Source organism: Klebsiella sp. WP4-W18-ESBL-05 (genome assembly GCF_014169075.1).
Classification (GTDB): Bacteria; Pseudomonadota; Gammaproteobacteria; order Enterobacterales; family Enterobacteriaceae; genus Kluyvera; species Kluyvera ascorbata_B.
In genome coordinates, this window is the sequence record NZ_AP022057.1 from 711,103 (window position 1) to 726,518 (window position 15,416).

At 54.7% G+C, this 15,416-nt stretch carries 12 protein-coding genes; 5 read left to right on the forward strand and 7 right to left on the reverse strand.

The window, feature by feature from the left end:
• Positions 1–10: 10 nt before the first annotated feature.
• Positions 11–1,402 carry a putrescine aminotransferase gene (gene ygjG, locus H7R58_RS03485; protein WP_182929989.1) on the reverse strand — a complete coding sequence of 464 codons (1,392 nt, stop codon included), beginning with the start codon at positions 1,400–1,402 and terminating at the stop codon, positions 11–13.
• 346 nt (positions 1,403–1,748) lie between these two features.
• On the opposite strand from ygjG, the gene H7R58_RS03490 reads away from it, so the two are divergent.
• The gene (locus H7R58_RS03490) at positions 1,749–3,269 is read left to right on the forward strand and encodes a methyl-accepting chemotaxis protein (RefSeq protein WP_106927091.1); all 1,521 of its coding nucleotides are present in this window, start codon (positions 1,749–1,751) and stop codon (positions 3,267–3,269) included.
• On the opposite strand, the gene H7R58_RS03495 is transcribed toward H7R58_RS03490, so the two are convergent.
• Positions 3,266–3,835: a PadR family transcriptional regulator gene (locus H7R58_RS03495; protein ID WP_106927089.1), complete on the reverse strand. Its 570-nt coding sequence runs from the start codon at positions 3,833–3,835 to the stop codon at positions 3,266–3,268. The two genes, H7R58_RS03490 and H7R58_RS03495, sit on opposite strands and share 4 nt — an antisense overlap.
• Before the next feature lie 236 nt (positions 3,836–4,071).
• On the opposite strand from H7R58_RS03495, the gene H7R58_RS03500 reads away from it, so the two are divergent.
• The 4 genes from H7R58_RS03500 to H7R58_RS03515 all read left to right on the forward strand — a co-directional run bounded on the left by H7R58_RS03500 (position 4,072) and on the right by H7R58_RS03515 (position 8,532).
• A complete protein-coding gene (locus H7R58_RS03500; protein WP_182929990.1) occupies positions 4,072–4,836 on the forward strand; it encodes a siderophore-interacting protein in 765 nt (254 codons plus the stop codon).
• A gap of 491 nt (positions 4,837–5,327) precedes the next feature.
• Positions 5,328–6,881, forward strand: a complete 1,554-nt coding sequence (locus H7R58_RS03505; RefSeq protein ID WP_182929991.1) for a peptide MFS transporter — start codon at positions 5,328–5,330, stop codon at positions 6,879–6,881.
• 180 nt (positions 6,882–7,061) lie between these two features.
• Positions 7,062–7,361 (forward strand): DUF1889 family protein, encoded by a 300-nt coding sequence (locus tag H7R58_RS03510; protein ID WP_106927083.1) that lies wholly within the window; start codon positions 7,062–7,064, stop codon positions 7,359–7,361.
• Positions 7,362–8,145: 784 nt separating this feature from the next.
• Positions 8,146–8,532 carry a hypothetical protein gene (locus tag H7R58_RS03515; RefSeq protein ID WP_106927081.1) on the forward strand — a complete coding sequence of 129 codons (387 nt, stop codon included), beginning with the start codon at positions 8,146–8,148 and terminating at the stop codon, positions 8,530–8,532.
• A 64-nt stretch (positions 8,533–8,596) separates the two neighbouring features.
• Here the strand turns inward: H7R58_RS03515 and H7R58_RS03520 are convergent, their stop codons facing one another.
• The 5 genes from H7R58_RS03520 to H7R58_RS03540 form a co-directional block, all read right to left on the reverse strand.
• On the reverse strand, positions 8,597–9,667 hold the full coding sequence (locus H7R58_RS03520) for an ABC transporter ATP-binding protein (RefSeq protein ID WP_106927079.1): 1,071 nt from the start codon (positions 9,665–9,667) through the stop codon (positions 8,597–8,599).
• Complete coding sequence (locus H7R58_RS03525) at positions 9,660–11,429, reverse strand: ABC transporter permease (protein WP_182929992.1); 1,770 nt, start codon at positions 11,427–11,429, stop codon at positions 9,660–9,662. The genes H7R58_RS03520 and H7R58_RS03525 overlap by 8 nt, the downstream gene beginning before the upstream one ends.
• 78 nt (positions 11,430–11,507) lie before the next feature.
• Positions 11,508–12,551, reverse strand: a complete 1,044-nt coding sequence (locus H7R58_RS03530) for an ABC transporter substrate-binding protein (RefSeq protein ID WP_413774315.1) — start codon at positions 12,549–12,551, stop codon at positions 11,508–11,510.
• A 196-nt stretch (positions 12,552–12,747) separates the two neighbouring features.
• Complete coding sequence (locus tag H7R58_RS03535) at positions 12,748–13,449, reverse strand: response regulator (protein ID WP_182929994.1); 702 nt, start codon at positions 13,447–13,449, stop codon at positions 12,748–12,750.
• Positions 13,442–15,094 (reverse strand): ATP-binding protein, encoded by a 1,653-nt coding sequence (locus tag H7R58_RS03540; RefSeq protein WP_182929995.1) that lies wholly within the window; start codon positions 15,092–15,094, stop codon positions 13,442–13,444. Before H7R58_RS03540 ends, H7R58_RS03535 begins: the two co-directional genes overlap by 8 nt.
• Between the last annotated feature and the right edge of the window lie 322 nt (positions 15,095–15,416).

Consider the following 15,416-nt stretch of genomic DNA (forward strand, 5'->3'; position numbering starts at 1 on the left):
GGGCGTGAGTTTACTGCTCGGTGGTAAGCTGATCCTGGCTAACGCGCAGAGCTGCCAGCGCTTTACGTGCCGCTTTCAGCACCTGGTCACACTGTTCCATCGTCAGCGTTAACGGCGGCTCAACGCGGATAGTTTTCGCGTTGTTGAGCGTGCCGGCCACCAGAACGCGCTGGCGGAACATCTCGCTGGCAAAGTTGTAGCCGATTTCGTTATCGACAAACTCGATAGCCATCAGCATCCCCTTACCGCGCGCTTCCCGCACCAGGTCTGGATATTCACGCGCCATTGAGCGGAAACCGTCCAGCAACATATCGCCCTTCTGTTCCGCCTGGGCAGGCAGATTTTCAGTCAGCAGTACGTTGATGGTTGCCAGCGCTGCCGCGCAGGCCAGCGGATTGCCGCCAAATGTGGTTGTGTGCAGGAACGGGTTGTCGAACAGCACGGAGAACACCTCTTCGGTGGCGATTGTGGCACCGATCGGCATGACGCCACCGCCAAGGGCTTTCGCCAGGCACAGAATGTCCGGCTGCACGTTTTCATGCTCACAGGCGAACATTTTACCGGTACGGCCCATGCCGGTTTGCACTTCATCAAAAATCAGCAGCGCGCCGAACTCGTCGCACAGCTTACGCACCGCGGGCAGATATCCCTGCGGCGGCAGGATCACACCGCCTTCACCCTGAATAGGCTCCAGAATTACCGCCGCGACGTCGTCGCCCGTTTTCTGGCACTCGCTGAGCATCGTGCGCATCGCGTCAATATTGCCGAACGGTACGTGGCGGAAGCCTGGCAGCAACGGCATAAAGGGCTTGCGGAAGGTTGACTTGGCGGTGGCGGAAAGCGCGCCAAGCGATTTACCGTGAAACGCGCCGCTGGTGGCGATAAAGGTAAATTTGCCGCGCGGCGATTGATACGCCTTCGCCAGCTTCAGGGCGGCTTCGACGGACTCGGTGCCGCTGTTGCTAAAGAAGCTGTATTTCAGTTTGCCCGGTGCCAGTGCGGCCAGCGTTTTGGCGAGCATGGCGCGCAGCGGATCAAGCAGTTCCTGGCTGTGAAGCGGCTGTTTGGCGAGCTGATTCTGTACGGCGGAAACCACAGTTGGATTACGGTGCCCCACGTTGAAAATACCAAAACCGCCCAGGCAATCCAGAAACTCCTGGCCCTGGGTGTCGACAAGCGTATTTAATCCTCCCGCCTGCCACTCTACGGCTCCGTAATCCCCACCGGCAGTTACAGATTTTCGGTACTCTAAAAACCCCGGATTCACATGCTCTTTAAAGTATTCCCTGACCTCCTGGTTAAGTGCTTTCATCTCCTCATGGTCAAGCGTGCGCTTTTCAATGAGATTCAGTGCGTGTGCGCTGCAGGCTAAAGCCGATGCGCTGGAAGGTAACCTGTTCAAAATATGCTCCTGGGGGTCACGTATCACACGATACTGAGATTAAGTATTGCAGGGATTACGCCACTTCAGTGGCGGCAATGAAAATCGGGATAAACGCCTGTGAATAACGGGGGTGTACAAGATTTAATCGTCCAGCGCAGCGGAGGGGCATTTGGGGGCGGTATCGGAAGAGGGCACGCTGCGCCATGAGAGGGCAGGTTTTGCGCCAGGATAGCGCGGCATAAAAAAAGTAGGGCTTTTGCTCATTTTGCGATCTAACGCAAAATTAACAATTAAGATTAATTAAAATCCCTCCGATATAACAATTGTAATACATTTTCTTTCTGCACCTGAAAAGGATGTCCGTATGTCTACCCTGTCCGATCTGAACGCGTCCGCCTCCCTGCTGGACGAACACACCACGCTTATGTCGACCACTGACCTCAATAGCTACATTACCCACGTCAACGATGACTTTGTGAAGGTCAGCGGCTACAGCCGCGAAGAGATGCACGGCAAACCGCACAACCTGGTGCGCCACCCGGATATGCCCAAGGCGGCGTTTGCCGATATGTGGCGCACGCTCAAGCAGGGGGAACCGTGGAGCGGCATTGTCAAAAATCAGCCAAAAAACGGCGGCCATTATTGGGTGCGCGCGAACGCTATCCCGCAGGTGCGTAATGGTAAAACGATCGGCTATATGTCGATTCGGACGCGTGCGACGGCCGAAGAGGTGGCCGCCGTCGAGCCGCTGTATCAGGCGCTGCGTGAAGCGCGCAGCCATAAACGCCTCGATAAAGGTCTGGTCGTAAGCAAACGCTGGTGGGGCCGTCTGTCTGCGCTCCCGCTGCGCTGGCGCGCCAGAAGCGTAATGCTGGGATTTTATCTGCTGCTGGCGGCGAGTCTGCTGGCGCTGAGCGCGCCGGTGTCGGCGGTACTGGTGTCAGCGCTGATTCTGCTGCTGACAACGGCGGTGTTTGAATGGCAGATCGTTCGCCCGATTGAAAACGTTGCGCGTCAGGCGCTGAGCGTTGCGACCGGCGAGCGTAATAGCGTAGAGCATCTGCAGCGTAGCGATGAACTGGGGTTGATGCTGCGCGCCGTAGGCCAACTGGGCCTGATGTGCCGCTGGCTGATTAACGATGTCTCAAGCCAGGTCAATAGCGTGAGCAACGGCAGTGATGTGCTGGCGCGCGGTAACGAAGACCTGAATCAGCGCACGCAGGAAACGGTGGTTAACGTCCAGCAGACCGTGGCCACCATGAGCCAGATGGCCACGTCGGTGCAGAATAACTCGCAGACCGCAGCGGAGGCCGACAAGCTCTCGCTGGCCGCCAGCGGCGCGGCGGCGCAGGGCGGCCAGGCGATGCACCGGGTGGTACAGACGATGGAAGAGATTGCCGACAGCACCCAGCGTATCGGCTCGATTACGACGTTGATTAACGATATTGCCTTCCAGACCAATATCCTGGCGCTAAATGCGGCAGTAGAAGCCGCGCGGGCGGGAGAGCAGGGGAAAGGGTTTGCGGTCGTGGCCGGCGAGGTGAGACATTTGGCCAGTCGAAGCGCAACGGCGGCCAACGAAATTCGTCAACTGATAGAAGCCAGCGCCAGCAAGGTACGGTCGGGATCCGAGCAGGTGCATGCGGCAGGGCAAACGATGGATGACATTGTCTCGCAGGTACAGAATGTCACCCAACTGATTGCACAGATTAGCCAGTCAACCTCCGAGCAGGCGACCGGGCTTTCTGAGTTAACCCGTGCGGTATCGAAGCTCGATGAAATCACCCAGATGAATGCCGGGCTGGTGGCGGAAAGCGCCAACGTATCGGCGATGGTTAAGCACCGCGCCAGCCGACTTCAGGATGCCGTCACCGTACTGCACTAATCCAGCTGTGAAATCTCCAGCGCCGCGCGGTCGATGACGCCGACAATCTGCTTGAGCTGCGCGTCGCTGATTTCTTCCTGGTTAACTTTCAGGTCGAGTACGGCCTTGAAGTTATCCAGGGCGCGCTTCATTTGTGGGTGCTTACGCAGTTCGTGACCGACCATTCTGGCCTTCAGACGCACCTGAATCTGCGCCAGCTGTTCTTCGCTCTCCGCCAGCGCCTGCGTTCCTTCGGCGGTAATGGCGATCTTTTTGCGGCCGCCATCCTCTTCGTGCACGGTAATCAGCCCCTGATCTTGCAACAGATCAAGCGTCGGATAGATCACTCCCGGGCTCGGGCTATAGTGGCCCTGGGTCAAGGCTTCAACGGCCTTAATCAGCTCGTAGCCGTGGCTGGCGTTATCCTTCACGATGTTGAGAATGACCAGACGAAGCTCACCGTGGCCGAAGAAACGCTGGCGACGTCCGCCGCCGTGGCCCTCACCATGCCCGCCGCGGTGTTCGCACTCGCGATGCCCGCCGCGATGACCACGGCCACGATGTTCAGTATCAGAGAAAGGTTTCATTGTTTTTTCCTTATCGTTATTTAGATATATCTAATTTATATCTAATAATGATAATTTAGCAATGCAGAAATAAGTAATTTTTTTAATTGATTGATAATATTTGTTATTTTTTGTTGTGTCGGTTTTTTGTTACTCATTTATCGCTATATCATAAAAACTGCTTGCTTTCTGTTTAACTAGCAATCATTATCATTTGCAAATTGTTTAGATATATCTATTTGTGAGAGAGACGCCAGATGAAAGAAAAAAAGTACCCACAGCGCGTACGTAATGAACTTCGCTTTCGCGAACTGACGGTGCTGCGCGTCGAGCGTATCAGCGACGCTTTTCAGCGCGTTGTGCTGGGCGGTGAAGCGCTTGATGGCTTTAGCTCGCGCGGTTTTGATGACCACACCAAGCTGTTTTTCCCTGAGGCCGGGATGAACATCACGCCGCCGACGGTGACTGATGAAGGGATTGTGTGGGCCGAAGGCGTTCGCCCACAGTCGCGAGACTACACCCCGCTGTACAACGCTGAGCGTCATGAACTGGCCTACGATTTCTTTATTCACGAAGGGGGCGTCGCCAGCCGCTGGGCGATGAATGCCAAAGTGGGCGATACGTTAACCCTCGGCGGGCCGCGCGGCTCGCTGATTGTGCCAGAAGATTATGCATGGCAGCTTTACGTTTGCGATGAAACCGGTCTGCCGGCGCTGCGTCGCCGCTTGATAGCGCTGAGTGCGCTAGCAAAGCGTCCGCAGGTGACTGCGCTGGTGATGGTGGGGAATACGGCGGACAAAGCCTATCTGGCCGGATTTGATGACGTGAACATCGAGTGGATTAGTGGATATGATAGCGCCGCCGTGGCCGCGCGGTTGGCGCAGCTTAAGGTTCCTGAGTCAGATTACTTTATCTGGCTGACCGGCGAGGGTAAGGTGGTCAAAAAACTGACCGACGATTTTGTGACCGACGACCTCGACCCTCAGTTGGTGCGTTCCAGCGCCTACTGGCACGCAAAATAACGCTATTTTTCCTCCTGCGGCCGCCGATGATTTTGCTGCGGCTGCCGATATCAATGGCGCGTTCTTGCGCCATTTTCAAGGCCTCCCGACAGCAGCAATCTTGCTGCGATCATTATTGCCACTTATCGGTTATGTACCGTTGAAGAGGCTCTTTTCCCTACTTTTTATACTTTTATTTTCCCCGTCTTTGACGCAATTATTGTCGAGTTTTGATTTGATAATTGTTTGTTTTATATGGTAAATAAAACAATGTTTGCATGATATTGTGATGTCAATCACCTTAAGCGTTTTGCCAATGCAAAATCTATAAAACTAGATGTTTGTCGAGTTTTCATCTAAAAATAGCGGTGAAGGGGCTAGACATGACCATATTATGGTTATCAAATGGTTAAAAAACACCGAGTTTAATGTGAAATTTCGACAAAATTAGAAAATGACTAGCCTGCTTACACGACTTACCTGCGTTACAACGCACCTTCTCTGGAGAAACTATGCATTCCTCTGTTAACAAACACGAAAGCCGTACCTTTTTCGGTCACCCGTATCCGCTCGGGTCGCTGTTCTTTACCGAAATGTGGGAGCGCTTTTCGTTTTACGGCATTCGCCCGCTCCTGATCCTGTTTATGGCCGCGACCGTGTATGACGGCGGCATGGGGTTAGCGCGTGAGAATGCGTCGGCCATTGTGGGTATCTTTGCCGGCACGATGTACCTGGCGGCGCTGCCGGGCGGTTGGCTGGCAGATAACTGGCTTGGTCAGCAAAAAGCCGTATGGTACGGCTCAATTCTGATTGCGCTGGGTCACCTGTCGATTGCGCTCTCCGCCTTTATGGGCGACAACCTGTTCTTTATCGGCCTGATGTTTATCGTTCTGGGATCGGGGTTGTTTAAAACCTGTATCTCCGTGATGGTCGGTACGCTGTATAAAAAAGGCGACGCCCGCCGCGACGGCGGTTTCTCGCTGTTTTACATGGGCATCAACATGGGCTCGTTTATCGCGCCGTTGATTTCCGGCTGGCTGATCAAGTCACACGGCTGGCATTGGGGCTTCGGTATCGGCGGTATCGGGATGCTGGTGGCGTTGGTTATCTTCCGCGTGTTCGCTGTGCCGGCGATGAAACGTTACGACAGCGAAGTTGGGCTGGATTCCACCTGGAATAGCCCGGTCGCTAAGAAGAACGGCGTGGGGGCCTGGCTGCTGGCGCTGGCGGTTGGCGTAGCGGTCATTATCACTCTGATTGCCCTGGGTATCATCGTGATTAACCCGGTCGCGGTGGCGAGCGTGCTGGTGTACGTGATCGCCGCGTCGGTCGCGTTGTACTTCGTTTATCTGTTTGCCTTTGCGGGCCTGAGCCGTAAAGAACGCGCGCGCCTGCTGGTGTGTTTTATCCTGCTGGTGTCCGCCGCGTTTTTCTGGTCGGCGTTCGAGCAGAAGCCCACCTCCTTCAACCTGTTTGCTAACGACTACACTAACCGCATGATCGGTGATTTCGAGATCCCGGCGGTGTGGTTCCAGTCGATTAACGCGCTGTTTATCATTCTGCTGGCTCCGGTGTTTAGCTGGGCCTGGCCTGCGCTGGCGCGTCGGAACGTGCGTCCAGGCAGTATCACCAAGTTTGTTATCGGTATTCTGTGTGCGGCGGCGGGCTTTGGCCTGATGATGCTGGCGGCACAGAACGTGTTGAGCAACGGCGGGGCTGGCGTATCGCCGCTATGGCTGGTGGGCAGCATCCTGATGCTGACGCTCGGTGAACTGTGCCTGAGCCCGATTGGCCTGGCGACCATGACGCTGCTGGCGCCGGAAAGAATGCGCGGCCAGATGATGGGCCTGTGGTTCTGCGCCAGCGCGTTGGGTAACCTGGCAGCGGGCCTGATTGGTGGCCACGTTAAGGCTGACCAGTTGGACATGCTGCCGGATCTGTTTGCCCGCTGCTCTATCGCGCTGCTGATTTGCGCGGCAGTGCTGTGCGTGCTGATTGTGCCGGTACGCCGGATGCTGGAAAACAGCAAATCCAGCGCGGAGCAGAGCCCGACCACTCACGCCTGATTGTTCTTTCTGCGGTATCAGCCGGCGCTTGGGTGCCGGCTTTTTTTTGTCCGTAAAACGATAAAACGGGGGATACTTCACGAAAAAGTGCAATAACGTGAGCTGTTTCTTTGTAATCGCTGCTGATTCCGGGCAATAGTATAGACTTGTTTACTACGTGGTTAATTTAAGGACATGAATATGCCAGCAGTCATTGATAAAGCATTGGATTTTATTGGTGGTATGAATACGTCTGAGCCGGTGCCACAGTCTATGGACGAAAGTACAGCGAAGGGAATTCTCAAGTATTTGAACGAACTGGGTACGCCGGTGAGCGCTGCCGACATTACGGCACGAGGCGATCGCGATGGCTGGAACGCCGGGTTTACCCAGAAGGTTGTGGGCTGGGCCGAGAAGGTCGGCTCTGGCGATCATATGCTGATTAAAAACCCGGAATATTTTTCCGATTACATACGTGAAGAGCTGCGCGCTCTGGTATAAACCGTCCTGTATGCCGATAAGGCGGATGTGAAAGCATCCGCCTGCCGAAGCCACTCATTGTAGTGGCTTTTTGTTGCCTCAAATACCGATAAATAGCCCGGACAGCGAGTATGATGATGGCGGTTATTTAATCTCTACGGCGGTTAAGCTATGCCATAAATGTGATTCAGTTGCCGTGAACTGTATTGTGGATATATTTTGTGGTGAACAGCGGAATTATCCTGAATTGGTTTTTATTATGATTTCAGATGTATTGATTAAAATATGAATTATTCAAAACCTTATTTTCATCTTCTCCTGCTTTGATTGTCAGGAAGGCAAGAAGGTGCAGGCGGCAAGCGCACTGTGAAAGATTCATTAGTCAGTTAATTATTTCAATGTTCTTCTGAAAAATAATGCCTTATCCGGTGCGTAACGTGGCAATATTATTCACGAAACAGTAAAGGGGCATTTCTATTAAATGGATTTCATTCGAAATTCATTGTGTTGAATCATTTGTTATTTTTTAACAATATTATTTCCATTGAATAACAAAGTATAAATAACATGGCGTTTTTTTAGCGTTATGATCTTATTTTATACATGTTCATGTGTTTATTTATTAATGTTGTTTGAGCGTGATGCCGATGAAACATTCCAATATTAATGCGAGCAGTTTTAACCCCTGATTTCACGCATGATGTGGTTAGCGTTACCCATTTCAACATTCACAGCGACAGGCTAAAAAACCAGCGCATTTCTGGCGCCGGTTTTACTTTATTATAAGTTTAACAAGATATTACTAATGAGATTTCACATTCTGGCTGCCATAGTCATAACTACCGCGTCACATACCGCTTGGGCAAAACAGCACGCCGATGATTGTCTGCAGGTCGTGGGCCAGGCCTATGCCTTTATTGAACAAGCGCTAAAAGAGAAGCCCGAACTGGCATATTCCCCCGTTCGTACGAATGAAACGTCCGGCATGCTGATGGAGGCTTGTATGGACGGTATGACGCAAGGCCATCACCACGACACGGGCAAACTCACTATGTTATTTGAAAATGTCGAAACCGAGTCCCACAGACTGCATCCGAGCCTGGAGCAGTCGCGTTTTTTAGTCAACCACGAAGCGATGGCGCAGGCATATCTGGACGGTTACGAAATCGGTAACGATGGCGGGGCCCGCTAAGCGCGATGGCGGGATGCCGCTTATGATCGGGCTTCGGGGCGGCAATCGCCGCCCCTGTTTGTCGTCAGGATTTTGGAAACACCCAGACGTGCTGTTCCGGCAGTGCCAGATGACAGTGCTGTGAACCGCGTACATCGTTACCGTAAGCGCGGATAACAAAGTTATCGCCCGGCGTGCGGAACAGGTACTCCCAGCGGTCACCAAGATACATGCTGGTGAGCAGCGGCAGCGCCAGCTGATTCTCCCCCGGTCCCTCGACCAGCGCCACGCGCTCGACGCGGATCACCGCGGTGCCTTCATGACCCACCTGTATCCCTTCACCCGCCTGGCCCCACAGCGTCCAGCCCTGGCCTTCAATACGCGCTTTGCCGTCCCGAATCTCGGTCACTTTGCCGTGCAGCCGGTTGTTGCTGCCCATAAACTCGGCCGTGAAGAGCGTTTTCGGTGACCCGTACATCTCCTGCGGCGTGCCCTGTTGCTCAATTTTGCCGTTGTTGAGCAGCAGAATACGATCGGAAATTGACATCGCTTCGTTCTGATCGTGGGTCACCATCAGCGCAGAAAGCCCCAGTTTGATGATCAGCTCGCGCAGGAACACGCGCGCCTCTTCGCGCAGCTTCGCATCAAGGTTGGACAGCGGTTCATCGAGCAGAATCACGGGCGGGTTGTAGACCAGCGCGCGGCCAATGGCAACGCGCTGCTGTTGGCCGCCGGAGAGCTGGTGCGGGTGGCGCTTGCCCAGGTGCCCCAGACCCAGTTGATCCAGCACGTCCTGCACGCGTTTGTTGATCTCCGGACCGGGAACCTTGCGCAGCTTCAGCGGATAGGCCACGTTCTCAGAAACGGTTTTGTGCGGCCACAGGGCGTAAGACTGGAACACCAGCCCCAGATTGCGCTCTTCGGCCGGAATTTCGCTGCGCGGCGTGCCGTCGTAGACTTTGCGATTGCCGATGGTAATTGCGCCCTGCGTGGGCTTTTCCAGCCCGGCCACCGCCCGTAGCAGCGTGGTTTTCCCGCTGCCCGAGGGACCCAGCAGAGAAACCACTTCGCCGCGTTTAAGGTTCATGGTCACGCCCTTTAACACCGGGTTATCGCCGTAGGTTAAGTGCAGGTTTTCGACCGATAATTCAATCATGTAATTTCACTCCAAAACGAAGGGCCACACCCAGACCGACCACCACCAACAGAATGTTAATAAACGAGAGCGCAGCAACGATATCAATTGCGCCAGCCGCCCACAGGGACACCAGCATCGAGCCGATGGTTTCCGTCCCCGGCGACAGCAGGTAAACGCCCGTTGAGTATTCCCGTTCGAAGATCAGGAACATCAGCAGCCATGAACCAATCAGGCCGTAGCGTGAAAGCGGAATGGTGACGTGGCGGGTGATTTGTCCACGCGTCGCGCCGGTACTGCGCGCCGCTTCTTCCAGCTCCGGCCCGACCTGCAGGAGCGTTGAGGAAATCAGCCGCAGGCCGTAGGCCATCCACACTACCGTGTAGGCCAGCCAAACGCTGAAAATGGTGCTACGTAACGAGCGCAGCCAGACTATCAGGGTATCGCGCAGCCACTGTGACCACGGCATGCCCGAAAGCCAGCCGGATTTCAGCGCGTTATCGAGCCACATCGGCAAAAACAGGAAGACCCACAGAAATGCCAGACCGGCGAGCAGGCCTGGTACCGCACGGGGGACCAGCACGCTGTAGTCGAGGAAGCGCGTGGTGTTATCCGGTTTACGGTGCATCGCGATGCCAATAAACAGATAGCAGCCCACCGCCAGCGCGCCGCCGATCACGCCAATGGCCATGGAGTTGACGATGGCCCGCAGCAGGTTCGGCTGCGCCCAGATGGTGCGGAACGTATTGAGCGAGAGCTCGTCCCAGAGCGACACGCCAACGCCCCAGTTGGAGATAAAAGCGCGGAGCACCACGCCCATCAGCGGGACGCCGATGGTCACGGTGAGCCAGAAGGCGACTACCGCCCCTGCCACCCAGCGCCATTTCCCCAGCGGCAGCGCGCGCGCCTGTGAGGCCTTTCCCTTCATGGTGACAAAGCGGTTCGCCGTACGCATCAGGCGGCGTTGCAGCATGACCAGCGGAATAGTCAGGCAGATAAGCACCACCGCCACCGCGGCCATCAGATGGTAAGACGGCGTACCAAGCTTATTGGTGAGCTGATACAGGTAAGTCGCCAGTACCATGTTGCCTTCCGGATCGCCCAGCACCAGCATCAGGCCGAAGACTTCCAGGCCGAGGAAAAACAGCAGCACAATGGCATACAGAATGGACGGCCGGACCATCGGCAGGCTGACCGAGGTCATGACCTGTAGCGGAGACGCACCGGCGATCCGCGCGGCTTCTTCGACGTCCGAACTCACGCTGCGCAGCGCCGAAGAGATGTACAGATAGGCGTGCGGAACGTGGGTCAGCCCGGCGATGACCACGATGCTCGACATGTCGTAAATGTTCCACGGGACGAAGCCGATCAGCGACTGCGCCCACAGCGACAGGAAACCCACGGGACCGGCGGCGACCACGTAGCCAAATGCCAGCACCATCGGCGAGACAAAAATGGGGACCAGGATCAGCGGTTCAATTAACCGTCTGCCGGGGAGATCGGTGCGCACCATCAGAAACGCCAGCACGCCGCCGAGAGGGATGGCGATGATGACGAGGCCGAAAGCCAGAATAAACCCGCTTTTCAGCGCCTTGTAGAAGTCAGGGTCGGTAAAAATGAAGCCGAAGGATTCCAGGCTCCAGGTCTTTGCCGGTGAAAAGAAGGGCGCGGACAGGAAGCTTTGGATCACAATAAAGGACAGCGGCGTGTAGATAACCAGCGCGGTGAGCAGCACGACGACGCCGCGCGGCAGGCTTTGCCACTTTCTGCGTAATGCATTCATAAGCGAAGAGATCCGATAACACGAATTCAGGTAGCGAGCAGCAAGCGCGCCGGCGAACGGCGCGCTTAGGTTACGCGTTTATTTGGCCGCGGCTTCACGCCACTGTTTGATGTAGTCCAGACGTTTTTTCGGCTGCAGGTATTCAAGCAGCGACTCATCAACCGGGATCGGTTTCAGCGCGTTGCCCAGCATTTTGGTCATGCCGTCGATGTCATTTTTGCCATCGATGTCGTTACGGATGGAGGGGATATCCGCTTGGTTGGCCAGAATGTTTTGCCCTTTTTCAGACAGAACGTAGTCCAGCCACAGTTTTGCGGCGTTAGCATGTTCTGCCTGCTGGCTGATGAAGGAGACGCGCGACAGCACCAGGGTGTAGTCCTTCGGATAGGCAATGCCCAGCGACGGATCGGTTTTGGCTCGCGCTTCAGCGTAGGACCCCAGGATATTGAAGCCAATTAAGTTTTCGCCGGAGGATACCCGCTCCATCATCGTGCCGGTAGATGACTGCACGGCTAAGCCGCCTTTAGCGACATCGGCCAGCGTTTTGAAGTAGTGCGGATCGGCCTTGTAATCCTGTACCGACAACATGAAGCCGAGCCCGGATTTTTCGATATCGTAAGTGGTGACCTTACTTTTAAATTTGTCGACCTGGCTGGCGATCAGCTTGGCCAGCGCGGCGTGAGAATCCGGCACTTCATTCACCGGGATGAGGCGCTTATTGTAGATAAACACCACCGGCTCGTAGGTGGTGCCATAGGCTTTATTGCTCCAGACCGCCCATTTTGGCAGTTGGCTTTGTTCCGGCGAAACGTACTGCTGGGCGTAGTCGGTCGCCAGCTTCAGCGCGGTGTCCATCGAGGAGCTCCAGACGACGTCGCCGCTGCCGCCACCGGCGGCCTGTTCACTGATAAAGCGATTGTACAGCTCGGTGCTGTTCATATCGTTGTATTCGACTTTGATGCCGGGATAGAGGGCTTCAAAACCCTGAATAAGCGGCCCGGCCGCTTTGGTGTCGGTGGTAGAGTAAATCACCACTTTGCCTTCTTTCGTGGCGGCATCAACGACCTTCTGATAGTCGGCCGGATAGCCCTGCGGCAGAGCGGACAGCGCGGAGGATGACATGAACACAGCAGCAGAGAGCAGAGAAATACGGAATACGTTCGACATTATTATTAACCTTTTAGTTACGTTTGAGGAACTAAAAGTCAACATAGCTGACGCGGCAAAGGTGACAAGAGGGGGGCCAGCGCGGGCTGGCCGAAATGTGATAGTTGGCGTTTTTTCAGCAATTAACACCATAGAAACCGCGTGCGCGAAGTTAATTAGCGTCGTTTTTTTTACGGTATAAACGGCGTGGATGACCAATATTGCCGTACTGAATTTCGATGGTAATAAAGCCGATTTCCACGCAGTATTCCAGATAGCGACGTCCTGTCGTTTTGCTTATCCCGGCTTCTTCTACGATCTGTTCGACGGACCAGCTAAACTCCGGGCGCTCGCTGAAAAGACGTTTGACGCGTGCCAGCGTGGCGGGCTCGATCCCCTTTGTCGACGGTGCTGCTGAGGCATCGCCTGCGGGTAAATTAAACAGTTTGTCCAGCGCGCGCTGGTCGACAACCTTCACCTGGCGCAGCGTGTGCTCCAACAGCATAAAGCGTTCAAGCGAAGCGCGCAGACGATGGGAAAAAACCGGCTTAATGAGATAGTCAAACGCGCCGCTGCGCATGGCATGGCTACAGGTTTGCATATCGCTGGCGGCGGTTATAAAAATGACGGCACAGCCAAACTGCTTGAGCAGCGGGCTGTCGATGAGTTCAACGCCCTGACCATCCGGTAAATAGTTGTCCAGTAGTACCAGACGCGGCTGGTGGCGGGAAATCAGCTCGCGGGCCTGTTCCAGCGAACCGGCGATGCCGACCACTCGCAGATGAAAATTTTGCTCAATATACTCCCGATGCAGCTGCGCCAGATGCGGCTCATCTTCAACAATCACAACCTCAAGAGGACGGATATCAGTCATAGGAAAATCCTGCACAAGGAGGGGCATTGAATGGGAGGAAAACCGTAAACACGGTTCCCTGCGGAGCGTTATCGCTCATTTCGATGCTGCCGCCGGCACGCCGGACGTAGCCCGCCACGAGGTAGAGGCCGATGCCATGTTCTGCACCGGTGAGTTCGCATCCTGTGGACGTTTTGCTGGTGAAGCCTTGCTCGAAGATATACGGCTTCATGCTTTCATCGACGCCGCAGCCCTGGTCGGCGACCTCGATAACCAGCTCGTGGTTTCTATCTGAAATGTAGACGTCAACCGGCGTGGCGCGTGCGGATGTTTTTAGCGTGGCATCGACGGCGTTATCCACCAGGTTGCCGATGACTGACATCAGCTCGGTTTCGCTCAGCCCTTCCGGCAGACGAGAAAGCTGGCAGGCCGGGTCGAAAAGTAGCTCTACGCCCTTTTCGCGGGCGCTAACATATTTCCCCAGCAGCAGGCCGCACAGGGCAGGAGAGACAAACTGCGTGGAGAGAAAATCCAGCACCTGCTGGGCACCTTCCGCCTGTACCTGAATGTAGCGTAGCGCATCGTCATAGCGCTGCATTTGCAGCAGGCCGACCAGCGTGGCGGTCCAGTTAAGCTGCTCATGGCGCATGATGCGCAGATTATCGGCGTAGCGGGTTACCTGACTCAGCTGGCTACTGAGCGTATTGATATCGTTTTTATCGCGAAAACTGAATACCCAGCCGCTGGGAACCCCGGGCTCGACTTCAATGGCGACCCGGTTGACGATGGTTTCCCGTTGATTCAGGACGGTGATGTGATCGTGATGGCGGCTATCATAAGCGGTATTACCTGGTGCAAAAAACGACGGCGGCAGTTGAATAACCTTATCAAGCGGCTTGCCCAGCAGCGCTTGCTCGCTGTGGGGAATATTGAGCATTTCCCTCGCGGCGCGGTTGATCAGGATTAATTGTTTATCGACGTTGACCGCAAACACCCCCTCATACATGGCCTCAAGCAGCGCTTTTTGCTGCAATACCAGTTGGGCAATATCTTTGGGCTCCAGGCCGAACATCTGCTTTTTCAGCGTGCGAGCCAGCAGCCAGGAAAAGATAAACAGCATCAGGAGCAGGGCGAAGCCATACAGCGCGGTTCGCCATAGCAAACGGGCGTTAATATTGGCGATATAAGAGGTGAGGTAGCCAACGGAGACGATACCGATAACCCGATGTTGGCTATCGAAAATGGGGGCTTTGCTGCGCAGCGACACGCCAATCCCTCCTTTACGCACCGAGATAATGGTTTTGCCGTTGAGTACGTCGCGGTTATCCCCGCCGATCATCGGCAGATTAAGGCGCTCCGGTGATTCCGAGTGGTACAGATGCTGTTCGTGAACGTCGCCAATCACAATATAGCTGGCATCGCTTTCGGCGCGCAGCGGCTGAATAAGCCGCGCAATGCCGGGAATATCGCGCTGCAGCACCTTTTCCGCAAGCCCGGGCATTAATGCTATCTCGCTAGCCTGTACGCGGGCGCGCTGACCTAAATCATGGTGCAACTGGCGGTCAATAAAGTGGAAGAGCAGCGTGCCCAATAGCGCCAGCAGCAGACAGGAAAAAACCACCAGTGCGAGAAAGAGCTTCATCTGGAAGGATAATTTGAGTTTCATAGGATCCGCAGCGGCCTGAGCTGAAAGGGTCGTTCGGAAAGCCTATCATGCGAAAATCCGCAGCGTAATTGAGGGACTGCAGAGTTGTGAACTGCCTACGTTCTGTGATGATGGGCCGCGGTGGGGACAAAAAGGAGCCGGGTAGGAAAACCAACAAAAAAGCCACTTCGCTGGAAGTGGCTTAATGATATGACGTTAAAGCTAAAATTTGGTGGCCCCTGTTGGGTTTGAACCAACGACCAAGCGATTATGAGTCATAAAATCGGCATGTTTCTAATCGTTCGCTATTGACGCTTATTGTATTTTTAATTGTCTATAATCA

What these genes read in the sequence shown, in the direction of transcription:
- H7R58_RS03540 (WP_182929995.1), bottom strand. Translation starts at nt 15,094, where the DNA reads ATGAAACTCAAATTATCCTTCCAGATGAAGCTCTTTCTCGCACTGGTG.
- H7R58_RS03530 (WP_413774315.1), bottom strand. Translation starts at nt 12,551, where the DNA reads ATGTCATCCTCCGCGCTGTCCGCTCTGCCGCAGGGCTATCCGGCCGAC.
- H7R58_RS03520 (WP_106927079.1), bottom strand. Translation starts at nt 9,667, where the DNA reads ATGATTGAATTATCGGTCGAAAACCTGCACTTAACCTACGGCGATAAC.
- H7R58_RS03500 (WP_182929990.1), top strand. Translation starts at nt 4,072, where the DNA reads ATGAAAGAAAAAAAGTACCCACAGCGCGTACGTAATGAACTTCGCTTT.
- H7R58_RS03535 (WP_182929994.1), bottom strand. Translation starts at nt 13,449, where the DNA reads ATGACTGATATCCGTCCTCTTGAGGTTGTGATTGTTGAAGATGAGCCG.
- H7R58_RS03525 (WP_182929992.1), bottom strand. Translation starts at nt 11,429, where the DNA reads ATGAATGCATTACGCAGAAAGTGGCAAAGCCTGCCGCGCGGCGTCGTC.
- H7R58_RS03495 (WP_106927089.1), bottom strand. Translation starts at nt 3,835, where the DNA reads ATGAAACCTTTCTCTGATACTGAACATCGTGGCCGTGGTCATCGCGGC.
- H7R58_RS03510 (WP_106927083.1), top strand. Translation starts at nt 7,062, where the DNA reads ATGCCAGCAGTCATTGATAAAGCATTGGATTTTATTGGTGGTATGAAT.
- H7R58_RS03505 (WP_182929991.1), top strand. Translation starts at nt 5,328, where the DNA reads ATGCATTCCTCTGTTAACAAACACGAAAGCCGTACCTTTTTCGGTCAC.
- H7R58_RS03515 (WP_106927081.1), top strand. Translation starts at nt 8,146, where the DNA reads ATGAGATTTCACATTCTGGCTGCCATAGTCATAACTACCGCGTCACAT.
- H7R58_RS03490 (WP_106927091.1), top strand. Translation starts at nt 1,749, where the DNA reads ATGTCTACCCTGTCCGATCTGAACGCGTCCGCCTCCCTGCTGGACGAA.